At 43.3% G+C, this 19,835-nt stretch carries 8 protein-coding genes; 5 read left to right on the forward strand and 3 right to left on the reverse strand.

Annotation, left to right across the window (positions count from 1 at the left end):
- Window positions 1–81: 81 nt before the first annotated feature.
- Window positions 82–1,026, reverse strand: coding sequence for a hypothetical protein (locus ACIQ56_RS16705; RefSeq protein ID WP_397602167.1), 945 nt, complete (start codon window positions 1,024–1,026; stop codon window positions 82–84).
- A gap of 472 nt (window positions 1,027–1,498) precedes the next feature.
- On the opposite strand from ACIQ56_RS16705, the gene ACIQ56_RS16710 reads away from it, so the two are divergent.
- Both ACIQ56_RS16710 and ACIQ56_RS16715 read left to right on the forward strand, forming a co-directional pair.
- Window positions 1,499–2,626 carry a DsbA family protein gene (locus tag ACIQ56_RS16710; protein ID WP_397602168.1) on the forward strand — a complete coding sequence of 376 codons (1,128 nt, stop codon included), beginning with the start codon at window positions 1,499–1,501 and terminating at the stop codon, window positions 2,624–2,626.
- A 71-nt stretch (window positions 2,627–2,697) separates the two neighbouring features.
- Window positions 2,698–14,835, forward strand: coding sequence for a beta strand repeat-containing protein (locus tag ACIQ56_RS16715; protein WP_397602169.1), 12,138 nt, complete (start codon window positions 2,698–2,700; stop codon window positions 14,833–14,835).
- Between the two features lie 37 nt (window positions 14,836–14,872).
- On the opposite strand, the gene ACIQ56_RS16720 is transcribed toward ACIQ56_RS16715, so the two are convergent.
- On the reverse strand, window positions 14,873–15,895 hold the full coding sequence (locus tag ACIQ56_RS16720; protein ID WP_397602170.1) for a reverse transcriptase domain-containing protein: 1,023 nt from the start codon (window positions 15,893–15,895) through the stop codon (window positions 14,873–14,875).
- A gap of 297 nt (window positions 15,896–16,192) precedes the next feature.
- Between ACIQ56_RS16720 and ACIQ56_RS16725 the strand changes: the two genes are divergently transcribed.
- The 3 genes from ACIQ56_RS16725 (at window position 16,193) to ACIQ56_RS16735 (ending at window position 18,265) form a co-directional block, all read left to right on the forward strand.
- Window positions 16,193–16,426, forward strand: coding sequence for a hypothetical protein (locus ACIQ56_RS16725; RefSeq protein WP_397602171.1), 234 nt, complete (start codon window positions 16,193–16,195; stop codon window positions 16,424–16,426).
- Window positions 16,410–16,733: a type II toxin-antitoxin system PemK/MazF family toxin gene (locus tag ACIQ56_RS16730; RefSeq protein WP_397602172.1), complete on the forward strand. Its 324-nt coding sequence runs from the start codon at window positions 16,410–16,412 to the stop codon at window positions 16,731–16,733. Before ACIQ56_RS16725 ends, ACIQ56_RS16730 begins: the two co-directional genes overlap by 17 nt.
- 326 nt (window positions 16,734–17,059) lie before the next feature.
- On the forward strand, window positions 17,060–18,265 hold the full coding sequence (locus tag ACIQ56_RS16735) for an RCC1 domain-containing protein (protein WP_397602173.1): 1,206 nt from the start codon (window positions 17,060–17,062) through the stop codon (window positions 18,263–18,265).
- Window positions 18,266–18,298: 33 nt separating this feature from the next.
- On the opposite strand, the gene ACIQ56_RS16740 is transcribed toward ACIQ56_RS16735, so the two are convergent.
- Entirely contained in the window at window positions 18,299–19,450 is a 1,152-nt protein-coding gene (locus ACIQ56_RS16740; protein ID WP_397602174.1) for a hypothetical protein, read from the reverse strand.
- Between the last annotated feature and the right edge of the window lie 385 nt (window positions 19,451–19,835).

The following is a 19,835-nucleotide window of genomic DNA, read 5'->3' on the forward strand; positions in this document are numbered from 1 at the left end:
GTTTTAAAAGTCTATTTTCCATCTCCATTTAAATCTCCCCCTCAAAAGGAAATTTAAATCTGTATTTACGTTTTGTAAAAATCACTTATTGGGAGGACACCTTCCGCTTGTATTTGATCTTAATACATCATATTTAATGGGGATCTTTGAATTTCCGTCCTTCCATTCTAATTGGATAAACTCTTTTTTTAAAATTGCAGTTAGTTTTATTTCCCCTGCTTGAGGAAGATGAGTTTTAGATTCTTTTTGTAGTGATTTTATTTCATCTTTATTTTTAACTTGATCCTCAGGCTTTTTACTTTTCTCATATTGATCTTGAAAATCTTCAAAACTGACTTCTTCTTTATTTATTTTAATATTTTTTTCTGGAATTTTTTTTAAAATTTTAATGTTACTTTTTTCGGAGTCTGGTAATTTTATAAGCACATTAATTAGGATGGGTAAGATTATGTATTCATTGGGGTATATTAAATCACCTTGTGTAGATTTTTTTAATGGGTTAAGTTCTAGTGTTTTGAATAAATAACCTTTTTCCCCGTATATTGGAAAAGCTTTAAATTTTTTTAATAGTATACTAATCATGTCACCTTTTTTTACTTTATATGTTATGTAAACTTGATTTTCTGGCAATTTTTTTAGATCATGGGAATTGTCAATCCCTTTATTATTATTAATATTTACGAATGTGCTGAATTGATTTATTTGTTCAGAAGGCATATTTTTTAAACTTATTTGATCTTTAGAAATGGGTAAAATAATTTTTTCATCTGGGTAAATTAAATTTCCTTTGGCTTTCTTTTTTTTCGGATTAAGTTTTAAGAATTTTTTTAAAAAACCATCTTTTCCATAAATGGGTTCTAGTTTATGATTTCTTAAAATGTCTTCAAGTTTATCATATTTTACAACTTTATAGGTAATGTAATTATTTTCACTTGAATACGCAAACCTATTATTTGAAAAAACTGTTAAAAATATTAAGTATTTTAGTAAAATGATTCTAGATTTATTGAATGTTTTATAAAACAACTTATCATCCCTTTATAATATCAGTAAAAAATTCATTTGATGCGTTCGCTAATTCTTTAGAAAGGTTCGGTATTTTTTAAAAAAAACATATGTCATTTTTTTTACTGGATAATATTTTCTTTTTTTTAAACATTGGATAGGATAAAAACACGTTCAAATTTTGCTACATTTTGGATGGGTTTTTGTCTTGACGATGGGGGACACTATATGCTGGCTTGGTAAAATCACCAACTCGTCGCGTGGCCACTCAGATAAATCATATTTTTACATCAATTTGTGCTTTTTTAATCATCAGTTAATGATCAATCTCTCTGGAAACCTTTGTTAATTTAGAGATTGTGTTATATAGATATAAAAATTAAGTCAAAATTATGACAAATATCGTACCAGATTTTTTTATTATTTTGTAAACTTTATTATAAATAGTAGTTAAAGAATTAGTTTATAACAAAATGAAAAAGGTAGCTAATCTATGTCAAAATATAAACTCAATATAAAATCCAAACGACCTATTGTATTTTCATTATTAACAGGAGTTGCTATTGGATTTTTTGTATCTAAGTTCATACAACATAAAAATGCATTAGATAATAATATTTTTGGAGAGCCATTGTTTGAATTAGATGGTAAAGTTTGGTCTAGTCAAATTCTTCCCCAAAATTTGTTGTTTGATTATTATGGTTTTGAAAAAAATATTTATGATGCAAAAAGAGATTATATTTTAAAGGCGGCACTTAGGATAGGTCTTTCTCAAGACAGTGGAAAAATGCAGGAGTTGCCCCCTTTACAAAATTTAATTGCAACAGGGCCAATCGATGATGTTTTAGCAAAAAATTATTACGATTCTGTAGTACGAACAAATGGTATCGCTATTTTTTCTGGACAGAGTTTTGAAAAAGTTAAAAGTTTAATAAAAATGCAGTTAGCATATCAAAAATCCAGTGAAATCATAGATAAAAAATTAGGAGAAATGCTTAAGGCAAATAGGATAAAAATTCTTTTACCAGCACTCATGGGACCTCCTTTGGCAATGGATCTGGTTTCCTATCCCGTACGTGGAAATAAAAAATCTGAAATTACATTTGTTAATGTTAGCGATTATGCTGATGAAAAGAGCAGAAAAAATGAAGCAGAATTAAATAAAGTAGTGAAAAAATTTGCAAACAAAGTTAAATTTGTAAGTGTTAACTTTCCTCAGGACAACTATGGGTTAAGTGGATATTATGCAAAGGCTTCCTTTTGTGCTCAAGAGCAAGGAGAACAAAAGTTTTGGGGATTCCATGATAAATTATTTGGTTTATCGGTCAGTGAATCTAAAATTTTAGAAGACAATTTAAAAGAAAATAAACTTTTGAGTGAAAATAAACCTATAATAGACATTGCTAAAGATAGTGGTTTAAATCTGAATCAATTTAAAGATTGTGTGATATCAGGAAAAGCACAGCAGTACTTACAAAAAGTTAGAAACCAATTTCTCACTTTAAAAGGATTTCAGGGTACTCCTTCTCTTTATATTAATAATAGGCCAGTAAGTGTTTCCTTGAATCAAGTTGAAGTTGCTCTCGAAGAGAGTTTTCAAAAGCAAGGTGTCAAATTCTGACCCCCCCTACTCAAGCTTTCATAAATTAATTAATTTAATAGAATAATAAGTAATCCTTTATGAGATTTTTTATGAAAAAAAATTACACACATTTTATTGAATTCAGGGGTATGATTTTAAAAACAATATATTCCATGTTAACCATATGCATTTTAAATCTCCCTTTATTTTTTTTTGGGTGTAATTACAATCCCTTAGGAGGGGGTAGTTCCCATGTTGATGAGGGGAACACGCCTTTTTTAAGTACGCCCACCCCTTTTGCGGTGAATGGAGTGCTTGTCACAGATGGGCAAGTGAATTTGGCGTGGGATGTGGCGAAAAATGCCGATGATTACACGGTAGTATATGGGACTTCCTCGGGGGATTACCCAAACACGGCAGCTGGCTGTAGCCATATCCAAGCCCAGGTTTGTGTGGTAACAGGCCTTGTGGATGGAACGCCCTATTATTTTAACGTTGTGGCAAGGAATCGGTTTGGGACGATCGATATGAAAAACGAAGTCCTTGCAACCCCTAACCCCTTTTCCCTTTTATTAACTCCCAAATCCCGTTCGGCTCTGGTGTCTTGGGGGACCGTGGATGCCGGGATAGGGAATACCTATTACACGGTGCAGTCAGGGAGCAGCCCCAGTACTATCAACAATAGTGAATTTAATGTGACGGATCCCCATCTTGTGCAGGGCTTGCCGGATGGTTTTTTTTCCTATTTCCAAGTCATTGCGAGCAATTCAGCGGGCACCATAATCAGTTTGGTGAGTTCTGCTTTGATCATCGACCCCCCTAGTGCCCCCACGTGGTCTGGAAGCGGGAGTGTCGTCGTGGCGGCAAACCAAATTACCTTAAATTGGATAGCGTCTACTGGCGGTGGCACGATTCGCTATAGCGTGTACCGTACCGCGGTATCTACCATGAGTTACGCATCGGTTGTAGGTTGTTATAAAATCCCTTCCATCTCGTGCACGGATAGCACCCAAAGCCTCCAAGATAATAATAAATACTTCTACATGGTTGTGGCGAGCAATGAAGGAGGGAATTCCCCCAATTCTGCTGAGGTTGTGGCAACTACATATCCGATTCCCAATGGACTCATCGTTGCTGCCACAACGGCAACAACAAATACCATAAATTGGAATAATTCATTGGGAAATGCAGACATCAGTTATAATGTGTATCGCGATACCTCAACCCCAGTGGGTATCGTAACGGGGAATCTGATTGGGGCTGCGGTTGCTTCCACTTATGCGAATCCAGTAAATAACACCACAGATAATGGGCCTGGGGGCACGTTTGCTGAAAACACATTGTATTACTATGCCTTAAGTGCGACTAACGCGAATAATACGTCGAATGCTACTGTTAGCTCTACCGCTCTTCCCTCTACCCTCAGCACGGCTCCAGCGAGCTTGGCGGCTTCTTCTGTCACAGATAATAGCTTAAGTTTAGGTTGGAGTTTTAACAAAGGAAATGCGCCTGTCACCTTTCATGTGTACCGTTCCTTAGTCAGTAGCCCAGCGAGTTGGGGGACACCTTTGGCCACTTTGCCCGTGTCCTCTCCGTATTTGAGTTCCTCATTAACCTATCCGGATTCTAATCTGGCTGAAAACATTCAGTATTATTACATGGTAGATGTGATAAACAACAGAGCCGGTGCCCTACCACAGTTATCGAGCACCTATAACGTGGTCACGGCTTTAAAAACCGCTCCTGTGCTTTCAGTGGCCGCTTCCGATACCACAGGGATCACCTTTCAATGGACAGCGAAACCAGCTTTTAGCAATGGTACGGTGACGTATCAGCTTTATCGCAGCACCTCTCCCATTACAGGAACCCCTTCTGGGGGTACCCCTCTATTAGGAGCTGGGGGGGTAACTTCTCCATTGTCGTTTAAAGATCCCATTGCCGCTACAAATTCAAACACCCAATACTGGTATTACATAACAGCGACAAATAATAGCCCGTCTGCGGTTCCTATTCCGTCGAATGTATTGAGTTCTACGACCGCTCTACAAACGGCTCCAACGCTTACCATTCTCAGTGCAAATATCCAGTGGAATGCTCTCAAGTTAAATTGGAGTATCACCCCCACTCCCACCGGTTCCGAACCATTGGTGTATAATTTGTATCGCTCCACCACAGGTACTGCGGGAAGTTGGGGAAGTCCTATTTATACAGGGAGCAATACCACTTACACCGATAACAACAATGCTGCTGGGTTGTCTGAAAATACGAAATATTACTATTATGTAAGTGTCACGAATAATGCGTTTCAGGCTCAGCCCCTCGATTCAACAACAGTTTCGGAAACCACAGCCTTACAGAGTGCAGCCCAATTTACCCAAGCGCAGACTGTGGCTACGGGCACGCATATCACCCTGGTATGGAATGCGCTCCCCAACAACAGTACCGTAACATACCAGCTCCTTCGCAGTCCCAGTGGGGCAGGAACCTGGTCGAGTAACTTAATTTCACCAGCTTCCAGCAATACAACCTTTACGGATACAGCCCCTGCTGAAAATACTGCTTATGATTATAAGCTTATTTCTTTAAACCAATCGTCAGGAACCACGGGAACAACTGGCTTAGTTTCCAATACTTATACCGTAACCAGCGATATCACATCGACTCCCACGATGAATGCCCCGACCTTAAATACTCCCAATCCGGATAACAGCATTAATTTATCGTGGAGTTTCCCAACCAATCCGAGCACCATCAGCTATGATGTGTATCGCTCCTTAGATCAGGTTTCAGGGAGCTATTCTTGGAACCGGCTGTCTAGTTTTCCCAATTCAAGCACCAGCGTAGTAGATCGCAGTAATGTATTAGAAAATACTTATTACAATTATCAGGTTACGGTAACCAATGCGGCTTTTGCCTACGGCGGTTCCAGTAAAACCTCTACCCCAGTGCAACGCATTTTAACCAATTTAACCACAGCACCGACGTTAACCGCTTCACTGCCTTTTGGAAGCAATACGCAAGTAAATTTACAATGGAGTCCTGTGGCAACAGGTAATGGGAGTGTTACCTATAAGGTGTACCGCTCTACCACTCAACCAGTGGCGACAACAGGAACCCCGCAATGTACAACTTCCACCACAACCATAACAGCTGCGACCAGTACCGCTTGTATTGATTCCACCTCGGTCAGTACCAGTCAGACGTATTACTATGCTGTAACGGTGAGTAATGCACAAAATACCTTAACATCCAATGAGGTTAAGGTCGTGACAAAACCTAACGCCATCGCAAGCGCTCCCCTGATTACGGCAACAGATGGTACCATTCACCTCGTTTGGGGACAAAGTGCGAGCGCTGCGGATCCCACATTGCTGAATTATGAAGTTTGGAGTTCCAGAAGCCCCGCAAGTAATTTTCAGAAGGTGTCCACAGCCGCTATTCCCGATGCAACTGGTGCCAGTTTTGATGATATGGCAACGAATTATGGTTATGATGGGTTACCCATTTATTATCAAATTATCGCGACCACAGATGGGGGGGCTTCAGCCGCCAGTGGAACCAGTGCGGTAACCCCGATTGCGGCCTTCACTTTACCGCCAGCATCTGTAAATGTTACCAGTAGCACGGCAGCAAATATCAATTTTAGTTGGACCGCTCCCAATGGAGCGGCTAACTATAAGGTGTATAGCGCCACAACCGCCAATGGCTCCCCACCGCCCGGGGGAACCTTAGTTGCTAGCGGGTGCACGGGCACGAGCTGCAGCAACTTGCCTGCGACGGTGGGCACCAATTATTATTATACGGTGGTCGCAAGTAACACGGGGACAAACTCAACGGCCAAACGGACTTCACCGGAATTGGCTGTTCCGGTCATGTCCAATTCCCTGACCTCGTTAGTGGCTGCTCCGGGGCAGATAACGTTGACATGGCCTACGGTGGCAGGTGCTCAATCGTATAGTGTGGCTTACATCCCACTCACTCCTGTTACGTGTAATATGCTGAGTAATCCGTGCCCCACCACGTCCCAGACGGGTTGTACGGTGGCCGGAGGGGGCACGAGTCCCGCGACTTGCTCCATTACGAACTTGTTTGATGGGCAGTCCTATGGGTTTACTCTTTCGTATGTGGATTCATTGGGCAATACGATTGTGGATCCAAGCGCAAATGCCACCCCCATTGGGAATTTTGTGATTTCCACCTTAGCCTTTACGGGGGCAAGCAGCGCCAATGTCGGGTGGAGTGCTTCGCTGGGAGCCGATACATACAGCGTGCAATATCGCATTCCTCCTGCGAGTACTTTTACCCAGGGGCCGAACAATATTCCAGCTAGCACTAACCCGTTAGCGGCCACGGTAACAAGCCTGACTTCGGGGTTTAATTACTCATATCAGATAGTGGCCAGCAACACCTGGGGGAGTGTGATCACGCCTGAAATGACTTTACAATTGCCCCCGGCCACGCCTTCTGGGTTGCAGGTCACCCAAACCCAGGTCAGTCCCCTGTCATTGCAGTTGCAATGGACGTTATTACCCAGTAACCCCAATGTCACATATAAAGTGTACCGATCGGATTCCAACAGCTCTCCCTATGTTGCAAGCCCAAGTACGGCCGTTTGTACAGCACTTTCCACAGCGTCTACAAATAACTCCTGTACGGATTCAACGGCGTCTCTGGTGGAAAATAAAAATTACTATTATGTGATTTCGGCCCTAAATACGGCAGGGGAATCGGCGGTTTCAAGCCCTGCTGTGGCCACCACTTCTGCTTTAGCTACCCGTCCTGCCTTTGGTGCCGCCACAAGCATTACCGATCAGCAATTGACGTTAAATTGGACCTTGGCTCAAAATGCGACAAACAACGGGGATGTCACCTACAATATTTATCGTTATAACAGCGGAACCAGTACCTGGCCTGTGACCCCATTAAATGCCACAGCGATTGCAAATAACAACCAATATATTGATTCCAGTTTGAGCCAAAACACCATTTATCAATATCAAATTTCCGTGACCAATTCTGCTCCAGGGCAAACAGCACTGTATTCCGATGCCAACTTCAATAACCCGACGAGTCCCTTTAGCGTGACAACGAAGTTGCACGACCCGGTTTCCTTTACAACCACCACGACCACCGCAAGCAGTGTGACCTTAAATTGGAGCGCAGCGGCAGGCAACGGCCCAGTCACCTACAAGCTTTACAGACAACTGGCGGCCGGAGGGGGAACAAATTGGACAGGACCCTTAAATACGAGTACACCGACAGCGAGGACGTTTACCGATAACGACAGCTCGCTCGTGGCAAATACCACCTACAAGTATAAAATTACCGTATTGGACTCGGTTTCGGGCAGCAGTGAGTTGTTTGATCCCACCAATTCCATTGTAACAGTGACCACAGCACTGGCGAGTAACCCTATCATTGCGACGATTGCCGCCCAAGATGCCAGTTCCATTAAACTCACCTGGAGTGCGCCGCCGGGCAATGCTGTTGTCACGTACACCGTTTCCCGTGCTAATAGCGCTTGTAGCGCCTCTCCTTTAACTTGGAATAGCCCAGCAAGTGTACCCAATAACCAGTACAACTTCACCGACACCGGTTTAACCGCCAACACCACTTATTGTTATAAGTTGACCGCTTTAAACTTGGCTCCCGGGGCCGTCGCAATGGATTCCGCTCCCTTACCCGCAACGACGGATGTCGCCGCGGGGCCGAGCGGCATTGTAACCACGGCCAGTGCGAACCCGTTAAAAAATACCCTTAGTTGGACGGCCTATGCGGGAACGGGCGTGACTACGTTTACCGTGAAACGTTATAACTCTACGACTTTAGTGTGGGACACACTCAGCTCCTCAGCAACGTCTCCTTATAATGATACAAATATCCAGGAAAATACTTCTTATGAGTATTCCATTGCCGCAAGTAATAACAGTGGTTTACCTGCACATACCACCAATGTCACCGCCTTTTATTCAGCGTTACAAACTCCTCTGCAGTTTAATACAAGTCAAACGAGTGCTACGGATACGCAAATCAACTTACCCTGGACCACAGCAGCCGGAACAGGGCCTGTGACCTATAAACTGTATCGCTACAGTGGCGGTGTTTTAGGGAGTCCAATTTATACTTCACCGAGTACTGCCGCTTATTCCGATGGGACTCCTGCCCTGGCACAAAACACCGTGTATACCTATCAAGTGTCGGCAACGAATACGGCACCCAGTGCCAGCGAGTTGTTTGCGGCTGCAACTTATCCTGTGGTTACGGATTTATCATCCAATTTACAAAGCACCGTGAACTTTGCTGTAGGCACTCCGGTAACAAGTACACAAATTCCCTTAACGTGGTCCACTTTTACGACTGGTGCTACCTTTGGGGTAGTGACTTATAATGTTTATCAATCTTCAGATGCTACAGGAAATACAGGGACTTGGGGCACATCTCTGTTTTCCACCACAGGTGCAACCCCCCAAAACACGTATACGGTGACCGGACTGCAAGAGAATACAAAATATGTTTTTAAGCTCACTGGTAAGAATAATTCTCCTACGCCCACCACACGGGATTCGTCCAATGTCACTGTCACAACAGCGTTGGCTACGGCTCCTACGTTGACCCAAGTGACAGGACAAACCAACCCACTGACCTTTAGTTGGACAGCTGCTGCTGGAAACCAGGCAGTGACTTATAAACTTTACCGTTCTACCAATGCTAACAACACGGTGACCACCGCTGACACCTTGATTTGTACTGTAAATTCGCCAAACACGAGGCAGTGTGCCGACGCTGTCTCGCCAGAGCCTAGTATTCAGTACAACTATGCGGTCATCACAAGTAATGCGCAAAATGCTGTTACCTCCAATGTGATTACCCTGATCACAGCTCCGAATCCAGTTACGGTAGGCCCCACCTTGGTAGCGAATGGAGGGGCGGTGACAGTCACTTGGGCGAGCAGTCCCTCTGCAGCTACCCCCTCTTTATTAAGTTATAAAGTGGAAAAAGCTGTGGGAAGCCTGACAGCCGGATTTAATCCTGTAAGCGAGTGTACTGCAGTAAGTGATACAACACGAACTTGTTCAGACACCGTCATAGCAGATGGAACGACAATTTATTATTATCGGGTCACGGCCATGACCGCAGGCGGGAATGCCGCGGCTAGTCCTAATGCTCCCATAACCCCGATTTCAGCGGTTACCCCGGTCAATGTGGCAGTCACGGCAGGGACGAGTATTCAATTGACCTGGAGTGGAGCTGTTGGGGTGAGCAGTTACAAAGTTTACCGCTCTAGTTTCCAAACTTCAGTGCCGGGTGATAGCAATAGTACCCAAATTTGCACCAGCCAACCCTGTTCCGATACGGGAATCCTAAGTACGCCTTATTATTATTACATTGTAGCGAGCAATGCGAATGCCCCAGCTAGTACGGCCTCCACAACCTCAGCCCAAGTGGTGGTCACGCCGGTTGCTGCGGCTACCCTCACTGCTGTTGGAAGTACAGGACAAATCACGTTAAGTTGGAGTCCCGTATTAAATGCTGAGAGTTATACTATTTTTTATTCCCAAACCTCAGGTCAAGCGTTGAGTTCAGGGACTTCGGTGAGTTGTCTTATTCAAAACAGCAATGTAGGTACACAGAGTTGTTTCGTGTCCAACTTGACCGATGGGACTCCTTATTATTTTGCGTTGCAAACAGTTTTACCAGGTAATGTCATTTCCAATAGTGCCGAAGTGCAAGCGACTCCTTTTGCTGTGCCTACGATTAGTTCGATTACGGCTACAAGCAATGCCATGACGGTAAACTGGGGGAGTGTGGCGGGAGCTACAGGCTATGAGCTTCGTTATGGCACATCTTCAGGTTCCTATGGCAGTCCCACTACGTTAACTACAGCGCAAGCAGGCAGTCCTCCTTCTTATACGATTTCCGGCTTAATCCCAGGGACAGTGTACTATGTCCAAGTGAAAGCTCTGAATCCGACAACGACAACAACGTCCCAAGAAAGTGTGACAGTCACCATTCCCGTTGCCCCCAGTGGGATTAGCATTGCCAGTGCAGGGTACAATAATGTAACGATTCAATGGAACAATAACCGTTCTTCGAATTTAGATGTGGTTTATCGGGTCTATCGTTCCACGGATCCTGCCTTTGATCCCAGTGCTTCTGGTTTTAATACGGGGGTTATGGCGTGTTGGTATGGAACCACTGGCACCACACCGAATTCGGTGAACTGTACCGACGATCCAACGCAGACGCAGGCATCTAATCCGCCGTTTCAAGTGCTTCCTGCGGTGGCTGAAAATACAAAATACTATTACAAAATTGTCACAGCTACCAATCCCGTTACGACAGCAAGTGGGACCGTACCCACAAAACTTTCCACCCCATCGGCAAATGTGTCGGCCACCACAGATTTAAACTCATCTGCGGACAGCTATGTATTTAGCACGCCTACCATTACGGCAACGTCTGTAACCTTAACCTGGAAGTTGAATTTAGGAACAGGGGCAGGGACAGAAACCCTTAATTATCAAGTTCTTTCCCGCTTGAGCGCGGCACCGAGTGGCACCGCGCCCAGTTTTTCGGCAGCCACATGCCAAACGACCTTATCGCCCACCGCACCGGGAACCAATGTTAGCTGCACTATCAGCTCCTTGGCATCGAATACCAAATATGACTTTAAAATCCGGGCAACGAATAATACGTTGAGCCCAACAAATGTGGATTCCTCTGTGCAAACGGCTACGACCACTTTTCCAGCGAGTGGGAACACCTTTGCGGTCACCATCCCTTCGGTGACCGATACCACCGCCACCCTAAACTGGACTTTTAATGTAGGAAATAGCAATGCTCTGGTGAATTTTAGCATTACGCAAAATGGTACAACCCTGTCGGGAACGAGTATTTCCAGTTGTGCTACAAATCTTAGTAATGTTTCCCCTGGGAACACCACATTAAGCTGTACCGTGAGTGGTTTAAGTCCAAATACCACCTATGCTTATGCTATGGTGGCAACGAGCGTGGGCAACTCGAGTTCGACCTTAAATTCGACTAGCACTGCCCCAAGCAGCGCCGTGACCAAGTTCACCACAGCAAGCAATAGTGTAGCTATCACGCAAACTGCAACACTCAATGTATCGAATTCGATTACCTTAAATTGGACCATGCCCGTTGGCAATAGTTCTGTGGATTACACCATTAACACCACCACGGCAGCCGGTGTCAGTGTTAGCGCGAATGTAAGTGCCTGCACTCTAACAAGTCAGACACCCACTTCCGGTTCCACGGTGGCAAGCTGTGTTGTTGGGGGATTAAGCCAAAATACGGATTACCTGTTTAATATTGTAGCGACTAACCATGCTACAGGGGGGAATACCACAACCACGAATGCAAATGCTTTTGCAGCGACTACGCCGTTTAACGCCTCTTCTTCCTTTACGATTGGTACCAGTGCGGTAGCCGATACCAGTGTGACCTTAAGTTGGCCTTTTTCCGTGGGAAGTTCAACTACAAGCTTTAGTGTGGCAGTCAATGGAACCACTATCCCGTTAAGTCAAACAACAGGGATTAAGTTAAGCAACTGCAGCATAGCAAATGCGACAATCCCAACGACTTCGGCCTTAAGCTGTCAGGTGAATGGTCTGGTGCAAAACACGTCCTATCAATTTAAGGTAACAGCGCAAAACAACAAGACCACGAGCAGGTTAGCTTCAAGTACGTTAACAGTGATTACGGGCTTTACCACGGCCACCCCTCCTATCAGCAACTTTACCTTGACAGCGGGGACACCCACGGCCACCAGCGTGGTTTTAAATTGGAACTTCAATATTGGCAGTTCACCTGTAGTGAATTTTACGGTGTTAGACACACCTCCCCCAGGAAGTACAGCCAATAACCTAACCACTCAGGCAACGAGTCCAACAGCCACGCCCTCAAGTTGTACATTGACTAATGTAACGCCGGGTACGGCAGTAGCGGTGAGTTGCGTCATTTCCAACTTGTCAGCCAACTCAGCCCATAGCTTTACCATAGTGGCGACCAATAATTCTTCCCCTACAGGAAGCATTAAAAATTTTATCACCTCCAATGCGGTTGTTGTTTATACCAACTTCACCCCATCGTATAGTTTTACCCCAACTTTGGCTGCTAACTTTCCGACCTATGCTTCCCCCGGGCAAGCGCAAATTACCTGGACCTTTAATAACGGTACAGAGAATGTAAACTACACTTTGCAAAATACGGACGCCAGTGGCACCACAACCACCTGGTCTTCGGGGCAGGTTTCCTCTTGCACCCCAACGACAACATTGAGTGCGGCTCAAGCTCCAAGTAGCACAGCGGTAACTTGCAAACTCACGGGACTTGTCCAAAACACAACGTATCAATTTAGTGTCGTAGCGACTAGTGTAAATAATTCTTCATATACAAAGACAAGTGGAATTTTAACGGTCCTAACCCCACCAGTTACAGCTCCTACCATTGGGGTGGCTAGTATCCTAAACACGAGTTCCATACAGGTATCGTGGACTGCCTATGCGTTTGGCAGTAACCCCAATTTTACCTATAGGGTTTATGCCTCAGACTCGGGCACCCCAACCACCAGCTCGTTTCTGTTTTGTTCGGCCTCATCACCTTCTACTAGTTGTATCGGTAGCCAGTATACTTGGAGCAGCCTAGTCCAAAACAAGACCTACTCATTTATTGTTGTGGTACAAAATACGTCACAGGCCAGTACGAAGGTTTCAGCACCAAGCACTGTCGCTCAAGTTGTCTTTAGTAAACCAATAAATAACACCGTGCCTGGTTTTATCAGCGGTTCTAGTGGAGTGGAAACGATCTCCAGTTCAGGAATTGCGAGGTCAAATACGGGGACGTTGACCGCATCCCTGGGGGCTTGGAGTGATTCCTCCAATTGCACCTTTAACTGGTATAAAAATAATAATTTATTTCGAACTACCCCCGTGACCCCGCCGACCACCACGGACACATACACCCTCCAGGCAGGGGACCAATGCAAGGTGTTTTCCTATTGTGTCACCTGTTCCAACGCCCTAGGCCCTACAGGCGCCACAGATTTGAGCACAACGCAATGCAGCCTGGCTTCAAGCGATCCGAGCACCCATGGCATCAGCACTACGCTCCTTGTCGACACCGATTATGCAAACAGAGTGGCTACGGTTGCGGGCTCCTCCTTAACTGCCGCAGGGAGAACCCAAATCAAAAATTTTCTCACCAGGTGCATTACAGCAACCCCCAGCATCCCGCTCCCAGATGTGATGTACGCCATGCGCAGCAGCCAGAATGCGGGAAGAGGGGCTACTAATAACAACACTAAGTTGTTCGACCTCTATTGCGATCAGCAAAACGCTACTTTGGCGTCGTCTTCTTTTACGTGGGACAACAATGGAGTGATGGGGGCTGGGAGCTCGGGCATTGCTGTTTCTAATAACCCTTTGTTTAATAGAGCAAACCCATCCACCCAGATAGCCTACGCTCAAACGCCTACAGCACAGGGGGGGACGGGATACGAGGGGGTGATGGGATACGAATCCGTAATAAATGCGAACGGCCGACCCTATGGAGGGTTTGGGTACAACAGAGGCGGTACTAGTTTTTTAGAGGACATTTCTGGAACGAGTGTTACAAAGTCTTCCGGGGCAGGGAGTTATGATTTCCTTGCGCGGTCGCTCAGTGGAATTGGAATCGTAGTGAACGCTAACGGAACACAATCGGCACCTACGAACAACAGGGACACAATGGGCGAGGGAAAGTTCATATTAGGCGACTTTCCACCTCAAGGGCGGGGCACTACGCTGAAGGGTTATCTCCCCTTCGCGGCGGCGTGGACAGGGACGGCGTTAACGTTTGACATGATGGAGAACGTCCGCACAGCCGTGCTCACTGACTTGCGCTCTCGGTCGCCCACTGCGGCGTACTTAGTAATAGGTCCAGGCACCATAGCGTGCGACCAAGGCGATACGGATAGTAGTAGCGCGCCCGGGGTGTGGTATTATCCGTTCAATGGTTGTAGGGCATGGGGCGAACCACCCGATGCAATAACGGTACGATACGCCGAAGGGCCCTGGGTAGAGACGGCTGTGGTTAATGGTTTACACGGCGGGCGTAAATGGTGTATGCGTGACGGGAATATCGATTACGGAATCAACGGAGTGGGGTTACAATGGTACATCCGGTTTACCCCCGCATTGGTCGGGACAACGGCGACGAGTTTTAGAGCTTGTACCCGTGTACCTTAAGAGTGAAATGCGGGCAACAGAACAATGGGAACCAAAACTACCTAACAATCGTCGTGGTACCAAAACAGAGACCAGGAGTTTTAATAACATTCCGCATCACACTGTCCACCCAACTATTCCAACGCTTTAGGTAACCGACAACGGCAGCGTCTGTTCCGCGGGGGTGCTCATAAAGCTTGCGGAGTTTCAGAAGCATTTTTTGTCTGGTAATTGTAGCGACTTTAAGCAGTCCTTTTTCGGTAAAGTGAAAGCCAAGGAAGTCGAAGCCGCGGGTAATGCGGCCAATAAAAGTCTTATCGGGGTGTTTGCAAACGTTTAAGCGGGAAAGGATTTGGTTTGTGGTCTTAACCGCTTTACGCAACACCCATTTTGTTTTGGCAAGGATACACCAATCGTCCATATAACGTACGTACGCAACCGGAGCATGTTCCATGGCACGGTCAAGTTCGCAAAGGTATAAGGCTCCTAACAACGGCGATATAGGACAGCCTTTGCTAATTCCTTTTACGGTTGTGGTTAAAATGCAATTGTAATCCTCCAAGTGGCTTAGAAAATTTTCAAAAAACGAATGGATCAGGGGACAATCTGTAATATTACCAAGTAAGCGGAGGATCTCCGCGTGCTCCATGCTTTCGTAATAGGATTTGACGTCGCTGCGGAATACGTAGGTTTGCTCGGGGATCTGCTTGTTTATGAAACGAATGGCAGAATGGATACCCCCATTACCTTGTATATGGACACATTGAGGAGAGAATTTCGAAAGGACGGTTTCATTTAAGTAAAGGCTAAGTGCTTTTAACACAAAGGTATCGCGGGCATGCCATATCCAAATTGGTTCTTTCTCGGTACGGGTTATTTTTTTAACTGGTTCAAATTGGTAAGTACCTTGTTCCAGTGCTTTACGAATTGCAGGCAGCTCTGTCTGCGAGTCCCTAAGAAAATGCCAAACGGAATCATTGGCAGGCCAGCTCGTGCGTGCGGATTTGAGCCATTTCAGGGCTTCGTCCGGATATTTGGATTCGGCTAAGAAATGAGCGATGTTAATTATTGGCTTCTTCATGACCTACTACTGAACCCCTACCAACAGCTCATTGTACATTTATGTAATGAGCCTTTTCTCTGCAAAGATACCGGGTGACACTACCACCTCTTCCATAGGTGTGTAAAATATTTCCCTTGTGTATATGTCAGCTAGCACATACCGACAGTTTTAGGGCTGAAACGCCCAGAACCCCAATAGATAAGAGCTTAAAACTATTTATATTTATACAAAATAAAGTCACTTATGAGCTAGTCCTTATTTTCTATATCTTTACATCCGATATAGGATATAATATATCTATTAAGGAGGTGTATCATGCAGAAAATTCTAGTTTCTATACCAGACGATCTGTCTATGCGGATGCGAGCTGTATTCCCAAGCCGAATGAGAAGCCAAATCATTGCGGCATTAATAGATGAAGAAGTTAAAAAAAGAGAAGAGGAGCTTTATCGATGTGCTGTTGATGTAGAAAAGGACGAAGGACTTCATGCAGAAATGGTTGAATGGAACATAACAAGCAAGGATGGCTTAGATGATGAATCGTGGTGAAGTGTATTGGGTTGATTTAGATCCCACGAAAGGATCAGAAATTAGCAAATTAAGGCCTTGTGTTATTGTTAGTGCTAATGCAATTAATAGGGCACGCAAAACTGTAATCGTCGTTCCCTTATCTACCTCAGCTCAACCGCGTCCCCCGCTTGTAATCCCTGTGTCTTGCATGGAAAAATCATCAGTTGCGGTTTGTGATCAAATTAGAACGGTAGATAAAACCAGGCTTAGAAAACAAGCAGGTAAGTTTTCAATTAAAGAAATAATGGATCTTGAAGACTCCCTTAAACAAATTCTCTCATTATAACTAAAAATTTTATTAAATTACCTGAATAATATCGAGCCATTTCATGGCTCCGTCCAGATATTTTGGTTCGGCTAAAAAATGAACTCTTCCGTAGGTGTGTAAAATATTTCCTATTTGATTAATTACCATGTCAAAATCAAAAAGCCTACGGAAAGCAAAGCGCTTTAAATTGCTATATGATATAAGAAGAATAGTGAAATCACATTTTCCGTCTTAAGGGCAATATGAAACAAAACCTTTTCTATTTTTGTTTTCATAGGTTGAAAATGAATTTATGGGTGCTCTTTGGGGTTTTGGCCGCATTCTTCTTTTCCGGATGCAATCCCTTGTATAACTTACCCAATCCCACATTGCCATTGTCTGAAGACTCTTTAGACGATCTCGTGTCCTTGACATCTAAATTGGGCTATGTCCCTTCTTATACCACGAATGGAGAGGGGGCCGGGCTTCTTAGCGGTGCTGGTTTTGGATTCTGTGTGGTCATGCGTAGCGGGAACATAAAGTGCTGGGGTTATAATTCAAATGGTCAGCTTGGAACCGGAAATACGACAAATATGGATACGCCTACCCTTGCATCCGTCCTTACGAATATCTCAATTGCAAATGGTGATTTTGCGGTTGCCGTCTCTGCATCGCTTATGACGACGTGTGCTTATTTTAAAAGTGGGTTGAAATGCTGGGGTGACAACTCAAATGGTCAGTTTGGTACAGGCAATACAACCTCAAGCTTAATTCCAGTCCCTGTTTCAAATGTAAGTGACAAGAAGATGGCTGGGTTTGCTGCAGGTGATGTTCATAGCTGCGCCTCGTATACAGATGGAAGTATGGGTTGTTGGGGGACAAATACGAGTGGCCAATTGGGGGATGGAACGCTCAACCAAAGTTTAGGGGGAGTTTCTCCAAATGTGAGCGAAAAAATAATATCAGCTTCCGCGTCAGATAAGATGACCTGCGTGGCTACCGCCTCACGGAAAGGGATTTGTTGGGGGAATGCATTAGGGTATTTAGGTTTTACTTTTTCACAAAACCCTACCGCGGTAGTTTCGGGAGCCACTTCTGCTTCCCGAGGAAATGGCGCCCATATGTGTTTCCTCATTGATGATCAAACGGTGCAATGTTTTGGAAACAATGTGAATGGCCAGTTGGGAAATGCTTCCACGGTGACAACTACAGGTCCCGTTTCTGTTAATGGGTTAACTTCGGTGGGTATTGTTGTTGCGGGTCAGAACCATTCCTGTGCTGCTAACAATAACTTCTCAACTATTTATTGTTGGGGGGATAACTCTGTTGGACAATTAGGCATTGGTTCAACAACAAGCTATGCAATCCCAAAAAAAGTAACAGGGCTTCCCAATCAGACTATTGTTGATATGGCTGCTTCTGATAAAGTCAATTGCGCATTATTAGCGAATGATGATGTTTACTGCTGGGGAGATAATAACAGTACTGCAACCCCTGGTCCTTTAGGGATTGCAAAATCAACACCTTTTTCTCCTTCAGCAACTAAAATATTAAATAGAGCAGATCCTTGATAATCAGTATAAACTACGTGTAAAATACAAAGCTCAATTTTCTAAATCAACCGCTAAACGCAATAATAAACCTACTTCAGTATAATCAAAAACCACGGGGGGTATTGTTGTTTCATATCTTGTATAATATATGCGTGCTCTAAAATCCCAGCCTGTTCCTTGATAAGTAGTTGCAAGGGCAGCTTCGTATCCCTTCCCAATTTGAGAATAATATATTTCGTTATTATATGGTGTATTTAACAAAAAAGCTAATTCTCCATAGAATCCAAAGGATCTATATTCATACATTGTAAGGCCTCCAAGGAATTTTAATTTCGCTGTTGACATTTTTTCAACTTGGATTGTTTGTGAATTTACAGCCCGAAAAAGAAGCTCATCTCCGTAACCAAATCCAATTAGTCCATACACATAAGGTAAAAAAAAGTATTTACCACCTACAAAAAAATTGGTTAATCGAATGATGCTATCCCCAATAACAATGGAGGTATCAGATTGCATAATTTGTGAAACTGCATAATTAATTCCAAAATAAGATTGAAATTTTGGGTGCCATTTTTGTATAAGCCCACCTTCAGCACTAATCATCGCTCTTGAAAGTAATAAAGCTGATGTATTTGTATCCGAATCATTTTCAATGAGCCTAAGATAACGGATTCCTCCTTCTACATAAACCATTTGAAAATTTTGAGATTCATTTAAATTGGTTTTTTGATCGTGACTTATCTTTATACTTTCTTTGATAGTCTGATTTTTTTCCTCACTTTTTGATGGAGAGTCCATTAAACATAAAATTTCACCATCTTTAAAAGTATAATTATTTATGGGTAAATTAGGATTTAATTGTAGGGTTTTATTTAAAGATCCATCAATTCCATAAATAGGTGTCATTGATTTATTGCGAAGAATTTGGATTAAATTTTCGCCATTGCTGGTTGTATATTTGTTGCATTTTTTATTCATCACTTCTTTTTTATATTTCTTATCCCTTTCGGAACGGTTCTTTTTTTTATTTTTTATTTTATTTTCGGAAATTTCTTTGTTTTTAAGTTCATCTTTCTCTAAATAGTCCTGAAAATCATGATTAGGAAGAAGCTCTTCTGCTTTGCTTAATTCAGTATATGAAATAAATATAAGCAATATAGGATAGAGTAATATTTTGAAATATAAATTTACTTTAATAATCATATTTTATTTCTTTCGTAAAAAAATATGTTATGTTGCTAGATGTTCGGAAGGTTTGGTTTTTTTTTGAGTTTGTATTGTTTAAATAATCAAAATTTTGTTAAAGAAGGATCGATTTTCCTACGTATAGTCATTGTTTTGAATAAAATTTTTATCATATATTTTAAATATAATTATGAGAATTGTAAATGCATATTTAAGTAATAGAATAATAGAAGTTTATTTTTTTGAGTTTCTAAAGTAACAGATTAAAAGTAAAGATGCTGTATAAATGAACAAATTCAAATTCCATAACTTCCCAAAAGAAATCATAGGCGAAGCAGTTCGAATGTATTTGAGAACTAACTTAAGTTTTCGAGAAGTGAAAGAGTATTTTTTTGAAAAGGGG

The sequence above is a fragment of the Silvanigrella sp. genome (assembly GCF_044369315.1).
In the GTDB taxonomy this organism is placed as follows: Bacteria; Bdellovibrionota_B; Oligoflexia; order Silvanigrellales; family Silvanigrellaceae; genus Silvanigrella.